Genomic DNA, 17248 nt, shown 5'->3' with positions numbered 1-17248 from the left:
GGGTGGGCACTGCCTAACTTTCTTCAAACCCCTTATTTTGACGTGTGGAAAATCCCTACCTTACGGTTATTGAGTGGTGCAAGATCTCAGTTTTGAAACAGTCTATGGCTGAAAAGCTCCTACAAGTTTTTATATATGTTTATCAATACACTATTAACTCATCCCACACATTTTTTTAGAGTAGTTTTAATTGTAATAATTTCAGTTACTTTGCATGAACTTGCTCATGGCTTTACTGCTGTGACTCAGGGAGATGACACACCCAAAAAATCTGGTCATCTTACCCTTAATCCTGTAGTTCATATGGGTTGGGAATCAATAATTTTCTTGTGTCTTGTTGGCATTGCCTGGGGAAAAATGCCCGTCAATCCCTCTAAATTTCGTTCTGCAAAGCTGAGTAATATTTTGGTATCTGCGGCGGGGCCTATATCCAACCTAGCTTTGGCAATTTTATGCCTGTTGCTGTTGAAATTTATTGTTTATAATTATCCGAATATTTTTAGTTTTAATTTTTTCTATCTAGCAGCTCGAATAAATTTGTTACTGTGTTTGTTTAATCTTTTACCAATTCCGCCTTTAGATGGATTTCATGTTTTTAGTGAAATTTTTCCTTCCTTAAAACCACTAGAGAAAAGCCAATACGGATATTTTGCTTTGATGATGCTGTTTTTAATTCCCCAGTTTGGAGATGGTTTGGGCGCGATCGCTGATTTTGTGATGAGTGTTGTGCTTTTCAAGTAGAGACGCGATGTTTTGTGTCTCTACACTTAAAAAATAAGAATTAAATTTAATTTAAATGAAAATTAAACAAAAAATATTAGTTTTTACAACTGGATTTTTCATAAGTTTAATTTTTAGTAGTACGCCATCGATAGTTCTAGGCTCAAATCTACTATCTCCAGAACAATTTAATGCTCACTGGCATTACTCAGACGTGTACGGTACTATCAACAACACATTGGATAAATTTCCAAGATTATTGGAACTAAAAAACTTACTGGTAATGTATCCCAAAATATCTGAATTAGTATTTGGGAAATTACCAATAGGAAACAAAAATATTTGTGAATATATAATTAGCGATCGCTCAATATTTACAGACTTGATAAATTTGTTTGCTAGGTTGCTAATTATTGGTAGCGTCGGTTCACTGGGGATTGGGGGTTATTCGTCATTTATTGAACGTCATCTTCAAATCGTACATAAAGATTTTGTCTTTTTCTTGAGTGTTTGTTTATTGCTATTATTTCTTGCGATCGGCAGTATTGTATTCGCTATGTTTACATCTGCCCATTCATTTCCGTCTTCGCTTAATTCTAGTAGTAGCTGTTTGTAATATTCCGACACCCTAGAAGGGTGCAGCTATACAAACTAAGCTTGCCTCCGCAGGCTAGTTATACTCTTTCCAAAGATAACTAGCCTTGATTTCACTCTACATAAGCAACAGTAACGCCAGTACCGCCATCGGATTGTTCAGCCGCTTCATAACGGCTAACTCTGGGATGTTGCTTTAAAAATGCGTGAACACCTTGCCGTAGTTTACCAGTGCCGTGTCCGTGAATAATCCATATTGGCCCTGTTGCTTCTGAAATTGCTTTGTCTAAAATCATTTCTGCATCTGGCACCCTGCGCCCGCGCAAGTCTACTGTATTTTGAGATGTGCGAATTGCTGGAGCAGTTGCTGGTGCTGGAGTTTCAACGACTCTGGATTCTCCTTTGCTCTTGTGCTCCTTAATTACTGGTTCAGCTTTTTTACCATCCAGAGATTCCACGTCTTCCAACTTCACTGTCATCTTCATAATTCCAAAGCGGACAGTTAATTCACCATCTTCATCGGGTGCAGTTAAGACTTCTGCTGTTTGTCCTAATTTAGGAATGCGAATGCGATCGCCAACTTTCGGAACATACCCTTGTTTGGGTTTTGGTGGAGGCTGAGGTATAAATTTTTCAGTTATTTGATTTAAAGCATTTGTTGCTTGCTGGGCATCTTGGGCGGTTGGCGTACCTTGCTGTAAGCGACGAATTACTTTGGCAATTTCATTTTTAGCTTGGGCGATCGCTTGCTGTACTGCGATTTCTTGGGAAGCACGCAAATCGCGTTCTCTTTCTTGTAATGCTGTGGCTTTTGCGGTTACTTCTTTGTATAAACGTTCAGCTTGCTGCAATAAATCTTGTGCTTGTGCTGCTTTAGTTTCCTGGTGGCGACGTTGCGCTTCCAACCCAGCAATTACCTGGTTGACTTCGTCTGTTGCTCCTCCCAAGTTGCTTTTTGCCGCTTCTACAACTTCTGGTTTTAAACCCAAGCGACGAGCAATTGCCAGGGCGTTAGAACGTCCAGGTATTCCCCAGAGTAAACGATAAGTAGGCGAAAGAGTAGCTTCATCAAATTCGACAGAGGCATTTTCAAACCGCTCATCTTGGTATTTCAGTGCCTTTAATTCACCAAAGTGAGTAGTTGCCATCGTTAGTTGGGCGTGTTCTGCCAAATAGCACAGCAGGGCGATCGCTAAAGCACTACCTTCAGCGGGATCTGTACCAGCGCCTACTTCATCTAGAAGCACTAAAGAGGAGGGGAGGGGGGGGAGGGGGGAGAGGGGGAGATATTTTCTTCACTCTCCGTGTCTCCTGTCCCTAATGCATCCAAAATTCGGCTAATACGGCGAATATGCCCAGAAAAAGTAGATAAATTTTGCTGTAATGATTGCTCGTCCCCAATATCTGCTAATATCTGCTCAAACCAAGGTAATTCTACAGGTTCGCGGGCAGGAACAAACAAGCCCACCTTTGCCATTAATGCTGCTAAACCCAAAGTTTTGAGAGTTACTGTTTTACCACCTGTATTTGGCCCGGTAATTGTTACTACCCGAATCTGTGGCTGAATTAGCAAATCTACGGGAATGACTGATTGTCCTTGTTCGTGCTGCTGTTGCCACACTAGCAGCGGATGACGCAGTTGTCTTAAGGTGATACTTTCATTCGCTTCTCGGTTAATAAAGTGAGGAGGATTGGCTTGTAACCACAAACTATAACGAGCTTTGGCAGTTGCTAAATCTAAACTGGTAACAATGGCTAACAATCTTTCCAAATCGAGTTTTACCGCTGCTACCTGCTCGGTTAAAACACGACGAATAGCTTCTTCTTCTGCTTGTTCTCTTCTTACCAACTGTCGCAGCTGGTTACCAAGTGGCACGATGGAATTCGGTTCTATGTATAATGTTGCGCCACTAGTAGAGGTATCGTGGACAATACCAGGAATTGCGTCTTTTTGGGGTGCTTTGACAGGGATCACATAGCGATCGCCCCTTTGAGTAATAATCTGTTCTTGAACTGCGCCAGCTTTTGCTTGTAAGATATTTTGTAATTTTTGTGTAATTTGATTGCGTATTTTCCGTAGTTCTGTGCGAATATCAGCCAGTTTTTGGCTAGCGCGATCAGTTACTTGTCCGCGTTCATCTATACAACGGTGAATTTCTTGCTCTAGTTCTGGATACGTTCGTAAATCAGCTACTAATTCCGACAGAATTGGTACATCTGGCTGATTGTCGATAATTCGGCGTAAGTTTCGTGCTCCAGCCAAGGTAGTAGCGATCGCAAGCAGTTCCTCACCTGCTAAAACTCCTTGCAATTCAGCTCTTTCTAAAAAATCGCCAATATCTTGAATTCCCTCAAATACTAAACCGGTAGTGAGGCGGCTTTCAAGTTCGTAAACTTCTTTAGTTTGCGCTAGTAAATATTCGCTTTCAGCCTGGGAATCAGGAATTCTCAAATCGCGTGCGACGACTGCCCCTAGTTTTGTGGCTGCAAACGTAGATAGGTGCTGGCACAGACGATGCCATTCAAGTAGTTCTAAAGTTTCGGCTTGAATCAAGGTTTTAATATTAGTGCTTTAATATCTAAATCTAAATGGTCTGAAATTATGGTAACAATACAAATCCCTGCACGGCTCAATCTCAAAGGGTGAATTTCCGGTTAGTCAATAGTCATTGGTTATTAGTCATTGGTCGTTAATTATTCCCCTTGTCCCCTGTTCCCTTGTCTCCCTCTCATGTACGTTCAATTAACGATGCGATCGCCTCTAGTAATGCATCCGGTTCAACAGGTTTGGGCAAGTGTATCTGAAATCCTGCTGCTATTGCCCGTTTTTGGTCGTATTCTCCAGCATAAGCTGTGAGGGCGATGGCTGGAATTTGCTTTCCTGGTTCTTGATTTAATGCCCTAATTTGTTGCAGTAACATATATCCATCAGTATTGGGCATACCAATATCAGTTACTAGCACATCTGGCTGAATTTGAACTAGGGCTGTTAGCGCTTCTTGTGCCGATGCTGCAACGGTTACTTCAGCTCCTGATTGCTCCAATACAAAACTGACATAATCACGCATATCGGCTTCGTCATCTACAGCCAAAATTCGCACACCCGACAGTGGAAGAGGAGGGGATGGGGGGATGGGGGGATGGGGAGAGAGATTTTCTCTTTGTTCTGTTGTTTTGTTGTCTCCTTGCTCCCTGTTTTCTTTCAGGAGGGGCAAACATACTGTAAACGTTGCTCCTTCTCCTTCTCCTGGGCTTTCTGCCCAAACAGTACCGCCATGAGATTCAACGATATGACGGACGATCGCAAGTCCCAACCCCAAACCACCAAAGTTGCGGGTAGTGCCGCTATCTGCCTGCTGGAAGTAGTCAAATACATAAGGGAGAAATTCTGGTTTGATGCCTTTACCTGTGTCTTTCACCTGAATTTGGGCATAGTTAGGGATTGGGGATTGGGGATCGGTGATTGGGTACTGGGTAATAGGTGCAGAATCGTAATTTACATCTTCTCCCCTTGTCTCCTTGTCTCCTTGTCCCCTTGTCTTTTTCCTAGTCCCCAACCGTACCTCTACTTGCCCACCATTGGGAGTAAACTTAATTGCATTTGAGAGTAGATTCCAAACTACTTGCTGCAAACGATTGGGATCTCCTGCAACTAAACCGACATCTGGAGCAAATAGCTTCTGAATTTGAATGTCTTTAGCTTCTGCTGACAATCGTACTGTTTCTAGGGCTGCGTCTATTGTTGCTGCCAAATTAATGGGAACTACATTCAGACTAAGCTTTCCCCGTAAAATCCGTGAAACATCAAGCAAGTCTTCAATCAGTTGGGTTTGTAACTTAGCGTTACGTTCAATAGTTTCTAAGGCGCGATCTGTTGCCTCTGCGTCAAATTTACGAGAACGCAGTAGTTTTGTCCAGCCCAAGATGGGATTAAGGGGCGATCGCAATTCATGAGAAAGCACTGCTAAAAATTCATCTTTGATGCGGTTAGCTGTTTCTGCTGACTCCCGTGCTGCCTGTTCCGAACGCAGGAGATTTTCACGTTCTTGTTCAGCTAGTTTGCGATCAGTGCTATCCCTAACTACACCAATCATACGTGTAGCTTGACCTGCGCTGTTGTAAAATACTTGACCTTTACCAGAAATCCAGTGAATGCTGTTATCCTGCCAGATGACACGAAACTCAGCTTCATAGTTGCCATTTCCGTGAATTGAGTCAGCGATCGCTTGATTCACTAGCGAGCGATCATCTGGATGAACACACTCAACAAAAGATTCATAGCTTCCTTGAAAATCTTCTGGTGCCAAGCCGAAAAGGCACGCGTGATAATACGACCAAGTGACTGCGCCAGTGAGGAGATTCCAGTCCCAGAAGCCCATCTGAGCAGCTTCCATTGCTAGACTTAACCTTTCTTCGCTTTGTTCTAGTTCTTGTTGAGCCTGTTGTCTTTTAGTTACGTCTTCTATTAGTGATAACACTGAAACTACATTACCTGCTTCATCGGTGAGTGTTGAATTGTACCACTCACAATGGACAATGTTGCCTGATTTTGTGTAGTTACGGTTACAGCAAAGTACTTGTGGCTCATTGCCACTGAGGATTTGACGCCAAACATTGAGAACTCTTTGTGAATCCTCCTCGTAGACAAACTGCCACTCCCCATATTTTCTATGTAAAATTTCTTCTGGTTGCCAGCCAAATATCTTTGTGGCGGCGGCAGACCAACGGGTTATTTGCAGATTTGTATTCCACTCTATCACTGCTAGAGGTGTATTCTCGACATGGAAATTCAACCTTTGTAGAGCATCTCTTAAAGCAATTTGTGCTAACTTCCCATCTGTAATATCTTCTGCCACTCCTACAACACGGTAGATTTCTCCAGACTCATTCTTAATTGGGAAACCGCGATCGCGAATCCATCGTATTGAACCATCAGAACGGATAATGCGGTATTCTGCGTCGTATTTTCCTTGCGTAATTTGACTGTTAAAAGTAGCTTGCAATTGCTCTCTGTCTTCAGGATGGACGGTTTCCATCCACGTAGCAGGGTTTGCGTACAAACTCTCACAGGAACGCCCCCAAATTTGCTCATAAGCAGGGCTAACGTAAAATACCTCACCTGCAAACGGATTTGATACCCAAAAAACATCTTGGATAGTTTCGGCTAGCTGACGAAATCGCTCTTCACTTTCTCGCAGTGCAGTTTCGGCTTGCTGACGCTCCGTAATATCTTGGAAGATGAGCATCATCTTATTGACTGTGCCATTTTCGTCACAAACGGGGGCAGCAGAGATACTCAAAATGATCTGGGAACCATCACGTTTACAGCGGTAAGTTTCAACACCAAAGAATGTTTCCCCATTAAGTAATAGCTCTCGTACTAAGCGGCATTCTTCCTGCTTTTCCTCTGGAACAATAGGTAGGATTTTATTGAGGACTTCTGCTTCAGCCCATCCAAACAAACGTTCCGCTGCTGGGTTCCATAGCTCTACTGTGCAGTCGGGTTGAATCACTACTATCGGTAAAGGAGATGCTGCAACCAAAGTTTTTAAGGTTTGGTTAGTTTGCTGTATTTCTCGCTGTACTTGTTTGCGCTTGGTAATGTCGTAGAAAGTGAGAAGTGCTGCAACAATTTCCCCTTGATGATTTCGGATCGGGCAAGAGTCAGCTAATATCGTTTTACGAGTACCATCGGCACATACTAGCTCTACTTCCTCATTAGTTACGACTTCTCCCGTGGATAGCGATCGCGCTAAGGGCTTTTCCTCGTTCTGATATGCTCGTCCATCTGGGTGAAATAGGCGATGCTGGAAGTGATTGTATTCCTCAAACTTCTCAACTAAAGGCAGGTCATAACCCAAAATTTGCTGCACTTGCTCATTCTTTAACAATAAGCGACCGGAAGGAGCCTCCGCCACCAACAATCCTGCGGGCATTTGCTGCAATACTGCCTCTAGCAACCTTTGCTTAGACTCCACTTCCTCTAGCAGACGAATTCTCTCTTCCTCTGCTTGCTTCTGATTGTGAATATCAGTACATGAGCCAAACCAGTTTTTAATCTCACCTAGACAATTTCTTTGCGGTACTGCTCTTGTAATATGCCAGCGATAGGTTCCATCTGCTCGTTTTAGGCGGTACTGCACTTCTATCGTACTGCCGATGGCAAGACCTGTCTGCCAAACCTTCAATGTGGATGGTAAGTCATCAGGGTGGATGGCACATTGCCATTCCCAGCCCAAAGAGGAATTTGGTGTAAGTCCGGTGTAGTCATACCATCGTTGATTCAAATACTCTACATATCCATCTGAGCGAGCATTCCACACCAATTGCGGCACATTGTCTGCCAATATTCTGTAGCGTTCTTCGCTTTCTTGAAGTGCTTGCAAATTGGTTTGAGCTTGTTGTTGGGCAATTTGGAGTTGCGAGTCGAGCGAACTAATCAGCAGTGTGACTAATAAAAACACGCCTAACGGCACTAAATAACCAGAACTGATGCTGAAAGTATATAACGGCGCGATGAAGAAATAGTTGACAGCCAGAGTGGATAAAATGCTAGCTACTATCCCGGCTTTTATCCCCCCGTATCTAGTACTTATAGCAACAGCCACATAAAACAGGGAAAGATCCGCAGGTGCCAACAATGGTTGCAGTCGCAATGTCAGTACCAATGCCAAGGCAACGGACAGCACGGCTATGCTGTAGTGCAGCAGGGAAGTTCGTGTTGCATTAGACATGGATTATGATGGGTAAGCGATCGCTAACAAGCACATATATTAATTCTGACAAAACCAAGCAAGTTTGATTTTCAAATACATATTTTTTATGTTTGCCCCGGTGTTAGGAGTTACTGCTTGTGAAGTACTTTTAGTTTTGGAAGAGGATGTAGGGTGTGGGGGAAATACCTTTTTCATGGCTGGCAGCGAAAATTGTCTTTCTTCACAGTGATCCGCAGGCGGCGCACTACTCACTATGCATGGGAAAAACAAGTTAAATCATTTTCCCTGTCCCCTGTTCCCCGTTTCCTGTTCCCTTATTTCTTAAAAAGCTTTACCGCTCAACGACGAACTCATAGTACTGCTGCAAAGTTCTCCACAATTTGATACCCTAGCTTAAACAGATTTGGGAACATTGTCAGAGTGGAAATTCAAATTGGGCGGGGCAAAGTAGCTCGCAGAGCTTACGGAATAGATGAAATTGCCTTAGTACCTGGCAGAGGTACACTCGATCCGAGTTTGGCAGATACAAAATGGCGCATTGGCAATATTGAGCGAGAAATCCCCATTATTGCTAGTGCAATGGATGGCGTAGTAGATGTTCGCATGGCTGTGCTTTTGTCACAGTTAGGGGCACTGGGCGTGCTGAACTTAGAGGGGATTCAAACTCGTTATGCGAATCCAGAGCCAATTTTAGACCGGATTGCGGCAGTGGGCAAAGATGAATTTGTGCCCCTAATGCAAGAACTTTATGCAGAACCGATAAAACCAGAACTAATTGAACAACGGATTAAAGAAATTAAAGCACAAGGTGGCATTGCGGCAGTCAGTGCTACTCCAGCAGGAGCAAGTAAATATGGTTCAGTCGTTGCAAAAGCTGGAGCAGATTTATTTTTTGTTCAAGCTACAGTAGTTTCCACAGCACACTTATCGCCAGAATCAATTGTACCACTAGACTTAGCACAATTTTGTCGAGAAATGCCCATGCCTGTGGTATTGGGGAACTGCGTGACTTACGAAGTTACCCTGAACTTAATGAAAGCAGGAGCAGCTGCGGTACTGATTGGTATTGGCCCTGGTGCTGCCTGTACTTCTAGGGGAGTATTGGGCGTGGGTGTGCCTCAAGCAACAGCGATCGCTGACTGTGCTGCGGCACGCGATGACTACTATCAGGAAACCGGCAACTACGTCCCAGTCATTGCTGATGGTGGTTTAATAACTGGCGGTGACATCTGTAAATGTATTGCCTGCGGTGCTGATGGAGTGATGATAGGTTCTCCCTTTGCAAGAGCTGCCGAGGCACCAGGGCGGGGTTTCCATTGGGGTATGGCTACTCCTAGCCCAGTCTTGCCGCGTGGAACGCGCATTCGCGTAGCTACTACTGGTACCCTAGAACAAATTCTCATCGGCCCTGCCCAACTCGATGATGGCACTCATAATCTTTTGGGAGCTTTAAAAACAAGCATGAGTACATTAGGAGCAAAAAATCTTAAGGAAATGCAACAAGTAGAAGTTGTGATTGCTCCGTCTTTATTGACCGAAGGAAAAGTCTATCAAAAAGCCCAACAGTTAGGTATGGGTAAATAGAGGGACTGGGGACTAGGGGCTAGGGGCTAGGAATAGGAGGGGGAGAGTAGGCAAGTAGGAGCTTCAGGTGCACAGAAGCACCAGGGGTAAGAATGTGTTCACGATTCTCCTTGTCTGGTGTGTCCCCTTGTCCTATTTCTCCGCGTCCCCGCGTCTTTTTGTCCCCGCGCCCTCTTCCCAATCCCCAACCCCTCAATAAATTTTCCCAGACATATGAAACAACTACTGGAAAATTAGCATCTGTCGCCTACAATAGAAATAGCGGAGACGCATGTTTCCGTTCACTCCTCACACCACACTCCGCCCGGACTGAGGTTCGGGCGCTTCCTTATGTTTATTAATAAAAACTAAACTAAAGCTATATATATACAAATGTATTTGCATCATTTCCAAGCTGTGCTTTTTGCTATGGTAGAATTTCAGCAAACTCAAAAAATATCGTAGGCAAAGGTTTGTAGCCATGTCAGCAGCCGCACAAGTTACCGACTCTACTTTTAAGCAGGAAGTATTGGAAAGCGCAGTTCCTGTTTTAGTTGACTTTTGGGCTCCCTGGTGCGGTCCCTGCCGGATGGTGGCCCCTGTTGTAGATGAAATAGCAGCTCAGTACGAGGGTCAACTCAAGGTAGTTAAAGTCAACACTGATGAGAACCCTAATGTTGCCAGCCAGTATGGTATCCGCAGCATTCCTACATTGATGATTTTTAAAGGTGGGCAAAAAGTTGATATGGTAGTTGGTGCTGTGCCAAAAACTACACTAGCTAATACTTTGGAAAAATATCTTGAATCTTGAGCATCTGGAAGTTTCTTTGAACCAGCCAAATAATTGTTAGCAATACAGTGAGGTGTTAGCACCGCACTTCATCGTATTGCGTGACTACTTGGATGGGCTACTCATTCCTTGAGGGGGACTTTCTGAGTGTGCTTAACTGCCAAGACATCATAGTAAAAAACTTTCTTCAGGAAAGTAATCTATGATTCATTTGTCCATCTTTTTGTCAACCCGCCCAGTTGAAAAAATAATCTCATCCTTTTTGCTCAAATTTATTTTGTATTTAACACAAAAAATGTAGCACCTTAGTTTTTTAACCCAAGGTGCCTTTTTGTCTGTAAAAATTAAGCCTAAAAATGCCAGGACGATTTTTCAGGCTTCTCCTCAGTGTATATGAATGGTGTTAAACTTTACTAGCACTTTAGCTTGTTACAACTAAAGTAGTTAGTTATAAAAATAACAGTTAGTACGGCTGCGAAGAATTGCGTCTGTACGAAAGCTATGACTAAAAAACCTACGGACGCTTTATAGTATGTCTGTAAAAAAAACAACTATTGTGGAGCAAAATCTTTTCATCCTTAAAGGTGCAAAATAGCATTGCTAGTACTAGAGCCAACAAACTCTGTATAGTTAACAATGGGCTATGGACAACGACCCGTCGTGGTTGCAAATTGGATCGCAAATTTAGGTAAAATATAGTGCCACTTTGGCTACAGTTCTCATGACCTCATCTGCGTCGTTCGACACATTAGAGTCTATCCAAGCTGATATTGCTGAATTAATTGAGCGCTTACCGACGTTAAAACATCGGCAATACATCCAACAAGCGCTATTAACCATAGTGCGTCTAGCTGATAGTGAACTCGATCGCCTCGACTGGAAGATATTATCTGCGTCTTTAGCAGATATGGAGCGGGGTTTCAAGCTCTTTCATAATTACCGACACGTTCGTAAAGTCACCATTTTTGGCTCGGCTCGTCTATCGCCAGAAACACCGGAATATCAAATGGCAGTTGACTTTGCTCGCTATGTTTCTCAATTGGGATTCATGGTAATGACTGGTGGCGGTGGTGGAATTATGCAGGCAGGGCACGAAGGAGCTGGGCGAGAAAATTCCTTTGGTTTAAATATTCAGCTACCTTTTGAGCAGCAAGCAAATCCAATTATCGAGGGCGATCCCAAACTAATTCACTTTAAATACTTTTTTACCCGCAAATTATTTTTGTTAAAAGAAAGTGACGCTGTCGCCCTCTTCCCTGGTGGTTTTGGCACTCAAGATGAAGCTTTTGAGTGTATGACTTTAAGCCAAACGGGTAAATTTGGCCCTGTTCCAGTAGTTTTGATAGATCATCCTGGGGGTGATTACTGGCGGTCTTGGAGTGAGTATATTGATAAACAATTGGTACAAAAAGGCTTGGTAAGTCCAGAAGATCCAAGCTTGTACACGGTTACAGATGATTTGGTTGTAGCTTGCAATGCCATTACCCGCTTTTACCAGGTTTATCACTCCAGTCGCTATGTAGGCGATCGCTTAGTAATCCGCCTAAATACAGATTTATCAGACGCTGAAGTAGAAAAACTCAACGCTGATTTTAGTGACATTCTTGTCAAAGGACGAATTGAAAAAAGTCAGGCTTTACCCCAAGAGGGGCAAGATGAAGCTTTTGACTTACCCCGTTTAGTCCTTTATTTCAATCAACGTGACTTAGGGCGGTTGTATCAGATGATTGCAGAAATTAATAACATGGGTAAGCCTTCATCTGAGGAGAGAGGACATCCAGAAAGGAAGTGAATTGAGCTAGTTTAGGTGGGCGAGGATTGCCCACCTTAGTGTTAACTCAACACCCAATTCACCAAAGTACGTACACCAAAGCCAGTCGCTCCAGAACCGTTATAGCCGTTTTCTTTATCTGCCCAAACAGTACCAGCAATATCCAGATGTGCCCAAGCAGTATCTTTGACGAACTGTTTGAGGAAAAGAGCAGCAGTAATAGAGCCACCAGCACGCGGCCCAGTATTTTTCATATCCGCGATACTAGACTTTAAGCCTTCAAAATATTTTTCTTCCATTGGCATTCGCCAAATTTTTTCGCCTGATGTCTCAGCAGCCGTTTCTAATTCCTTAGCTAAAGCATCATCGGGAGTAAACAAACCAGCAATATCATCGCCCAAAGCAATCACGCAAGCACCAGTCAGGGTAGCCAAATCAATGATCGCATCTACTCCCAACTTTTCAGCAAATACCAAGGCATCAGCTAAAGTCAAACGCCCTTCAGCATCGGTGTTGTTAACTTCAATTGTTTTACCATTGGATGCTTTGAGAATATCACCTGGATGCATAGCATGGCCACTGATCATATTCTCTGTGACTGCGGAAATAAAGTGAACCTCCACATCTGGCTTGAGTTGGGCAATAGCTTTGGCTGCACCTAATGTAGCCGCACCACCACCCATATCAATTTTCATGGTTTCGATGCCACTACCCGCACCTTTGATATTCAGCCCGCCAGAGTCAAAAGTTAAACCTTTACCGATAATAGCTAGCTTGCGTTTTGGTGTCCCTTCAGGCTTGTAAGTTAGGTGAATAAATTTCGGGGGCAAATCAGAAGCTTTTGCTACTCCTAAAAAAGCACCCATGCCCAACTTTTCACATTCTTCCTGCTCCAGAATTTCTACTTGCAAACCGTGTTCTGAGGCGATCGCCATTGCGGTTTCTGCCATAGTAATTGGCGTTACCTCGTTAGCAGGAGCTGCTACTAGTTGCCTAGCCAAAATTACCCCAGAAGCGATTTGATTGGCGCGGGTAATCGCTGCTTCTTGTCCACCTAAACCTAATAAATCTACGGTTTCAACTTGTACTCCTTTATCCTCTGGTTCCGATTTAAAGCGATTATCCTGGTAAAGTGCTAGCTGTATGCCTTCAGCTATTGCCTGGGCAGTTTGTGCCGGATCGTTATTCCAAACTGGCAAACTAATTCCTAAAGTTTTGCACTTTTGCTTTTTGGCTAATCGAGCAACCGCAGCAGCAGCACGCCGCAAAGTATCGAGTTTTAGCGCTTCCGGTTTGCCTAAACCAACTAATATCAACTTGCGAACTGGGCTACCACTACCTACTCGTGTAACCGCCGTGCTACCAGTTTTGCCTTTAAATTCCTCTTCGGCAATTAGTTCTTTGAGAACACCAGCAAACTTTTCATCTAAAGCTGCCAGATCGCCAGTTAAGTCTACAGCATCTTCAAATAATCCTATAGCTAATCCATCTCCTGCCCACTCTAAAACAGGGGTGTTACTAGGTCGAATATCCATTTTTAGCGTTCAGTGTAAAAGTTCTGGTACCAGTATTGCGTAAAATTTGGGTTTTATGCTCTGGGGAAAGGAGGAGGGGAGGGGGAGACAAGGGGACAAGGAGAGGGGGAGAAATTGTACAGACGCGTTCATCGCGTCTCTATCCACTAACCACTGTACGGGCGGGTTTTCAAAGCAATCTCTCCAATATTTACGAAATATCTAGATAAACCCGCACGGCAGTCGATACAACGGAGCGGAGCCACTGCGGTGGACGGGTTTCCCGGCATAAAGGAGCCAGCGCGTTGCGCGGGTTCCCCGCGTTGTAGCGACTGGCGTCATGTGGCGTGGAGCCTCCCTTCGGGTTCGCCAGTTCCCCTACCCTGGCGGGAAGCCGCTCCGCGTCTACGTGACGGGAACCGCCAAGACGGGGACTGGACTCACCGCAACGCGCTGCCTCCCCTACTAACCACTAACTAATGACAAATGACTAATGACTATTGACTATTGACTCAATTGAATTCAAGTCGATGTCAAATTTGGTAGCGATCGCATCAATCACTTTTTGTTCTGGTGGTGAAATTTCACCTTCAAGTTTAGCGATTCTGCAACATTGAGCTAAAAGTGGTACTGCAAAGTCTCGGTTGAGTTGATTGAGAAGATGATCTAAAGGCTGGGGAGATTTGATGTTCTGCTTGATGGCATCCAAAGATTCAGGGCTGAGGTTCAAAGCTTCCAACTCTGGCAAAATTGTTTCCCAAGTTTTGTCTGGATGGCTGGCAAGAATCATGTGAACTAAGATTTGATCCATGATTTTTTGCTGGGCGATCGCGGTTTCTAGATAGCGATCGCTTTGTTGCTTTAATTCTGTTAGTGTTTCTTCAGAATCCAAAGACTTAGATTCATCTAATTTGGCTTCATAAAATCGACAAGCTGCATATCCTAGCGAATATACCATCGTCGAATTTGAACTAGCACCAATCACTGCACCAGCAAAAGGCACATTTCGCAGTAAACCTAAACCAGCTGCTCTTAAAAGACGCCCGCCACCCAAAGCTATCCCAAAAATCGCCAATACTTCACCTCTACGGGCTGGGTCTTTTAAGTCTAAGCCATAGGCAGCAGCAATCTGATAAATCATTTCTGATTGCAATTGTGTGGTTGCTGCCAAATCAATAGCCAATAATGCCGCTGCAAATCCTGGCAAAAGGCTACTAGCAAAGCCAATTCCACCTGCTTTTGCGGCTTTTTCTACCATAATGCGGTGGGCTATCTGGCTGGGTGATTCATTTGGATGCTCTTGCTGCAGCTTTTTGACTGCGGCGGCGGCTTTTTCTAAATCAACATTATCACTTGCACCAACCAGCCAATTCAGGTTTAACACACCAGCTACCCTGCGAATCAGCCAATTTTGTCCGAGATAATCTGTAACTTGTCCGGCTGTAGAAGTTGCTTGCTCAATTAACTTGTGGGTTTGTTTTGCTGCCGCTTCTCCCACACCAGCTGCTGTTTCTGCAACTGCCTTACTTGCCTCTATAGCCGTACTACCAGCAGCTGCGCCTACACCTACTGCTGTTCCCGCTACGCAGCCTAAGGTTTCGGCTAAGGATTCAAACAAAGATGGCTTATCTTCTTTTTGTTCGGTAGGGGGTATATTGTTTAGTTTTTTATTCTCTTTTTCTTTTTGGGGCTTGTCTGCCATTGCTTGGCACCTTCTGAAAGTCTTTCTATGTTCTTTGTAACGAAAGTGCAAGTGCTTGACTTCCCCCTGTAAGGATAAGTCGATAGTTTAAACAACGTTGAATCCGGGGATGAATTTACCTCACGCAGAGGCGCAAAGGCGCAGAGAGTATGAGTTTCAAGATACTGCATTTTTTTATTTTATACTTGTATTCAGCAACGCCAATTTGTTGAATTTATTTCTATTGTCGCTTCAGTGCTCCTTAGCTTTTGACTTCTAGCTCCTTAGCTACTTCAGCACCACTTTCTAAAAAATTATGAGCTTTCATTATTTCGTATAAATTAATATCAGTTTCTAATAAACAAGCGTGTCCACTTTCTGGCAAAACCACAATTTTAGAGTTAGGCAAAATATCAACTAATCGTTGTGCTTCCGCTAGTGAAGGCAAAAGCCGATCTAAGACACTGGCAACTAGCAAAACAGGTTGAGTGAGTCTGCGCAACTGCTCGTCGTCAATATGAAATTCTTTAATCAAAGACAATCGCCAACAAACCGTTTCTGGTGGTATTGAACGTATGGTTCTCAGCATTTCATGGCGATCGCTTCTAGAAATACGCGACAAAGATGCTAAAAACGGCAATAACCCCACCGCGCCAAAGTCAAACAAACATGATGGCACCAAGCCAGTGAATTGCGATGCCCATTCATACAAAGGGCGAAGATGAAAGCTAGAGGCAGGGTTGATTAAGATAATTCGCTTAAATAAATGTGGTGCTGCTACAGCTACTTTTTGAGCTAAACAACCCCCGAATGACTCCCCACACAAGTAGACTGAGCGCTGGGAACTTTTTTCGAGTTCGGCGTGGATTAAGTCTAATACATTATTCGTTAGCACTTCCCAACTAGTTAGATCCTCGCGGGGAATTGCTAAACAACGGACATCAAAACCAGCTTCCAATCCTACTGTTTGCGTTCGCAATAGTTGTCCAGTTCCATCCATCCCAGGCAGATATACAAACAGCGGATATTCCGGCTGTAAGCGTCTGGGAGTCAGGAAACATGGTTTTAGTTCTACTTTTGGAATAGACATTGGTTATTAGTCATTGGTCATTTGTCATTAGTTATTAGTCATTTGTCAATATTTAGTTGTTCATTCAGGGACAAATGACTTTAATAACATCCTTCATGTAGCAAATTGGTTATTTCGCCATAACAGTGTTCTGTCAGTTCAGCCACAACAGTTTTCGCTTGTTTTCCTTGATATTGTTGTTGATGTTGGGGTCTAATCCAATAAGGACGCCCGATTAGCACCGCAACACGATTGTAGATAACCAAAGGGTGCCAACCAGGTTGATTAAATAAAGGTTCTGAAGGATCGAAAAAGCTCAAGATACTTAGGGGTACAGCGGATGTGTTAACTTCTTCTAAAGAAGCGATCGCAACTGGCAAAATCGCTAAATCCTGCACTGCTGCTCGTAATGCTAAATGGGCAAATCCTCGCTGGAACTCTCCCACCTGCTGGGGTTGGGTAAATTTTACCATTGGTTCCGCTCCTTCTGGAAACACACCCACTACTTGCCTTAGTTGCAAAAGTTGCTGTGCTTGCTTAAAAAAGCTTTGCTGGCGCTTTTGATCTGCTTCTAAGGGGAAGCATCCCAAGCCTGTGACGATTTCTCGCATGATCGGCACTTGACTCATGTAATGATGACAAGCAAAGCGAATTGGACTGGATAGCGCCGCCATCAAAATCGGTGCATCCATAAAGCTACGATGATTACTTACTACTAGCACGCTGGCGTCTTGAGGGATGCGATCCTCATAGTAGCGAAACATTTTGGTCGATAGAGTTGCCAACAACCAGCGAGAAATATCTAAGGAGTTGTTTACACTCATAATTTG

The 17248-nt window shown here is 43.7% G+C and carries 9 protein-coding genes and 2 pseudogenes; 5 read left to right on the top strand and 6 right to left on the bottom strand.

Annotated elements, in window-relative coordinates; genetic code table 11:
• The first annotated feature begins 135 nt into the window (after positions 1–135).
• Entirely contained in the window at positions 136–741 is a 606-nt protein-coding gene (locus UYC_RS0126760; protein WP_016874215.1) for a site-2 protease family protein, read from the top strand.
• Between the two features lie 55 nt (positions 742–796).
• Complete coding sequence (locus tag UYC_RS0126755) at positions 797–1336, top strand: hypothetical protein (RefSeq protein ID WP_016879726.1); 540 nt, start codon at positions 797–799, stop codon at positions 1334–1336.
• A 91-nt stretch (positions 1337–1427) separates the two neighbouring features.
• Here UYC_RS0126755 and UYC_RS35780 read toward each other — a convergent pair.
• Together UYC_RS35780 and UYC_RS0126745 are read right to left on the bottom strand one after the other, a co-directional pair.
• A pseudogene (locus UYC_RS35780) lies at positions 1428–3868 on the bottom strand (endonuclease MutS2).
• Positions 3869–4043: 175 nt separating this feature from the next.
• On the bottom strand, positions 4044–8048 hold the full coding sequence (locus tag UYC_RS0126745) for a hybrid sensor histidine kinase/response regulator (protein ID WP_016874217.1): 4005 nt from the start codon (positions 8046–8048) through the stop codon (positions 4044–4046).
• 402 nt (positions 8049–8450) lie between these two features.
• On the opposite strand from UYC_RS0126745, the gene UYC_RS0126740 reads away from it, so the two are divergent.
• From UYC_RS0126740 to UYC_RS0126730, 3 genes and pseudogenes are all read left to right on the top strand, one after another.
• Entirely contained in the window at positions 8451–9614 is a 1164-nt protein-coding gene (locus tag UYC_RS0126740) for a GuaB3 family IMP dehydrogenase-related protein (RefSeq protein ID WP_016874218.1), read from the top strand.
• A gap of 451 nt (positions 9615–10065) precedes the next feature.
• Positions 10066–10404: pseudogene (gene trxA, locus UYC_RS0126735) on the top strand (thioredoxin); the annotation flags it as partial.
• A gap of 700 nt (positions 10405–11104) precedes the next feature.
• Entirely contained in the window at positions 11105–12175 is a 1071-nt protein-coding gene (locus UYC_RS0126730) for an LOG family protein (protein ID WP_016874220.1), read from the top strand.
• A 41-nt stretch (positions 12176–12216) separates the two neighbouring features.
• Here the strand turns inward: UYC_RS0126730 and UYC_RS0126725 are convergent, their stop codons facing one another.
• The 4 genes from UYC_RS0126725 to UYC_RS0126710 form a co-directional block, all read right to left on the bottom strand.
• Positions 12217–13689, bottom strand: coding sequence for a leucyl aminopeptidase (locus UYC_RS0126725; protein ID WP_016874221.1), 1473 nt, complete (start codon positions 13687–13689; stop codon positions 12217–12219).
• 469 nt (positions 13690–14158) lie between these two features.
• Positions 14159–15370, bottom strand: coding sequence for an EcsC family protein (locus UYC_RS0126720; RefSeq protein ID WP_016874222.1), 1212 nt, complete (start codon positions 15368–15370; stop codon positions 14159–14161).
• A 241-nt stretch (positions 15371–15611) separates the two neighbouring features.
• On the bottom strand, positions 15612–16439 hold the full coding sequence (locus UYC_RS0126715; RefSeq protein ID WP_016879725.1) for an alpha/beta fold hydrolase: 828 nt from the start codon (positions 16437–16439) through the stop codon (positions 15612–15614).
• 80 nt (positions 16440–16519) lie between these two features.
• Positions 16520–17242 (bottom strand): lysophospholipid acyltransferase family protein, encoded by a 723-nt coding sequence (locus UYC_RS0126710; RefSeq protein ID WP_016874224.1) that lies wholly within the window; start codon positions 17240–17242, stop codon positions 16520–16522.
• Positions 17243–17248 lie beyond the last annotated feature (6 nt).

Origin of the sequence: Chlorogloeopsis fritschii PCC 6912 (assembly GCF_000317285.1) — a bacterium.
GTDB classification, from domain to species: domain Bacteria; phylum Cyanobacteriota; class Cyanobacteriia; order Cyanobacteriales; family Nostocaceae; genus Chlorogloeopsis; species Chlorogloeopsis fritschii.
The sequence above is the reverse complement of the archived record's forward strand: the minus strand, read 5'-3'. Positions and strand labels throughout refer to the sequence as shown.

Coding starts and splice junctions, on each gene's coding strand:
- UYC_RS0126760 (WP_016874215.1), top strand. CDS start 136: ATGTTTATCAATACACTATTAACTCATCCCACACATTTTTTTAGAGTA.
- UYC_RS0126755 (WP_016879726.1), top strand. CDS start 797: ATGAAAATTAAACAAAAAATATTAGTTTTTACAACTGGATTTTTCATA.
- UYC_RS0126745 (WP_016874217.1), bottom strand. CDS start 8,048: ATGTCTAATGCAACACGAACTTCCCTGCTGCACTACAGCATAGCCGTG.
- UYC_RS0126730 (WP_016874220.1), top strand. CDS start 11,105: ATGACCTCATCTGCGTCGTTCGACACATTAGAGTCTATCCAAGCTGAT.
- UYC_RS0126725 (WP_016874221.1), bottom strand. CDS start 13,689: ATGGATATTCGACCTAGTAACACCCCTGTTTTAGAGTGGGCAGGAGAT.
- UYC_RS0126720 (WP_016874222.1), bottom strand. CDS start 15,370: ATGGCAGACAAGCCCCAAAAAGAAAAAGAGAATAAAAAACTAAACAAT.
- UYC_RS0126715 (WP_016879725.1), bottom strand. CDS start 16,439: ATGTCTATTCCAAAAGTAGAACTAAAACCATGTTTCCTGACTCCCAGA.
- UYC_RS0126710 (WP_016874224.1), bottom strand. CDS start 17,242: ATGAGTGTAAACAACTCCTTAGATATTTCTCGCTGGTTGTTGGCAACT.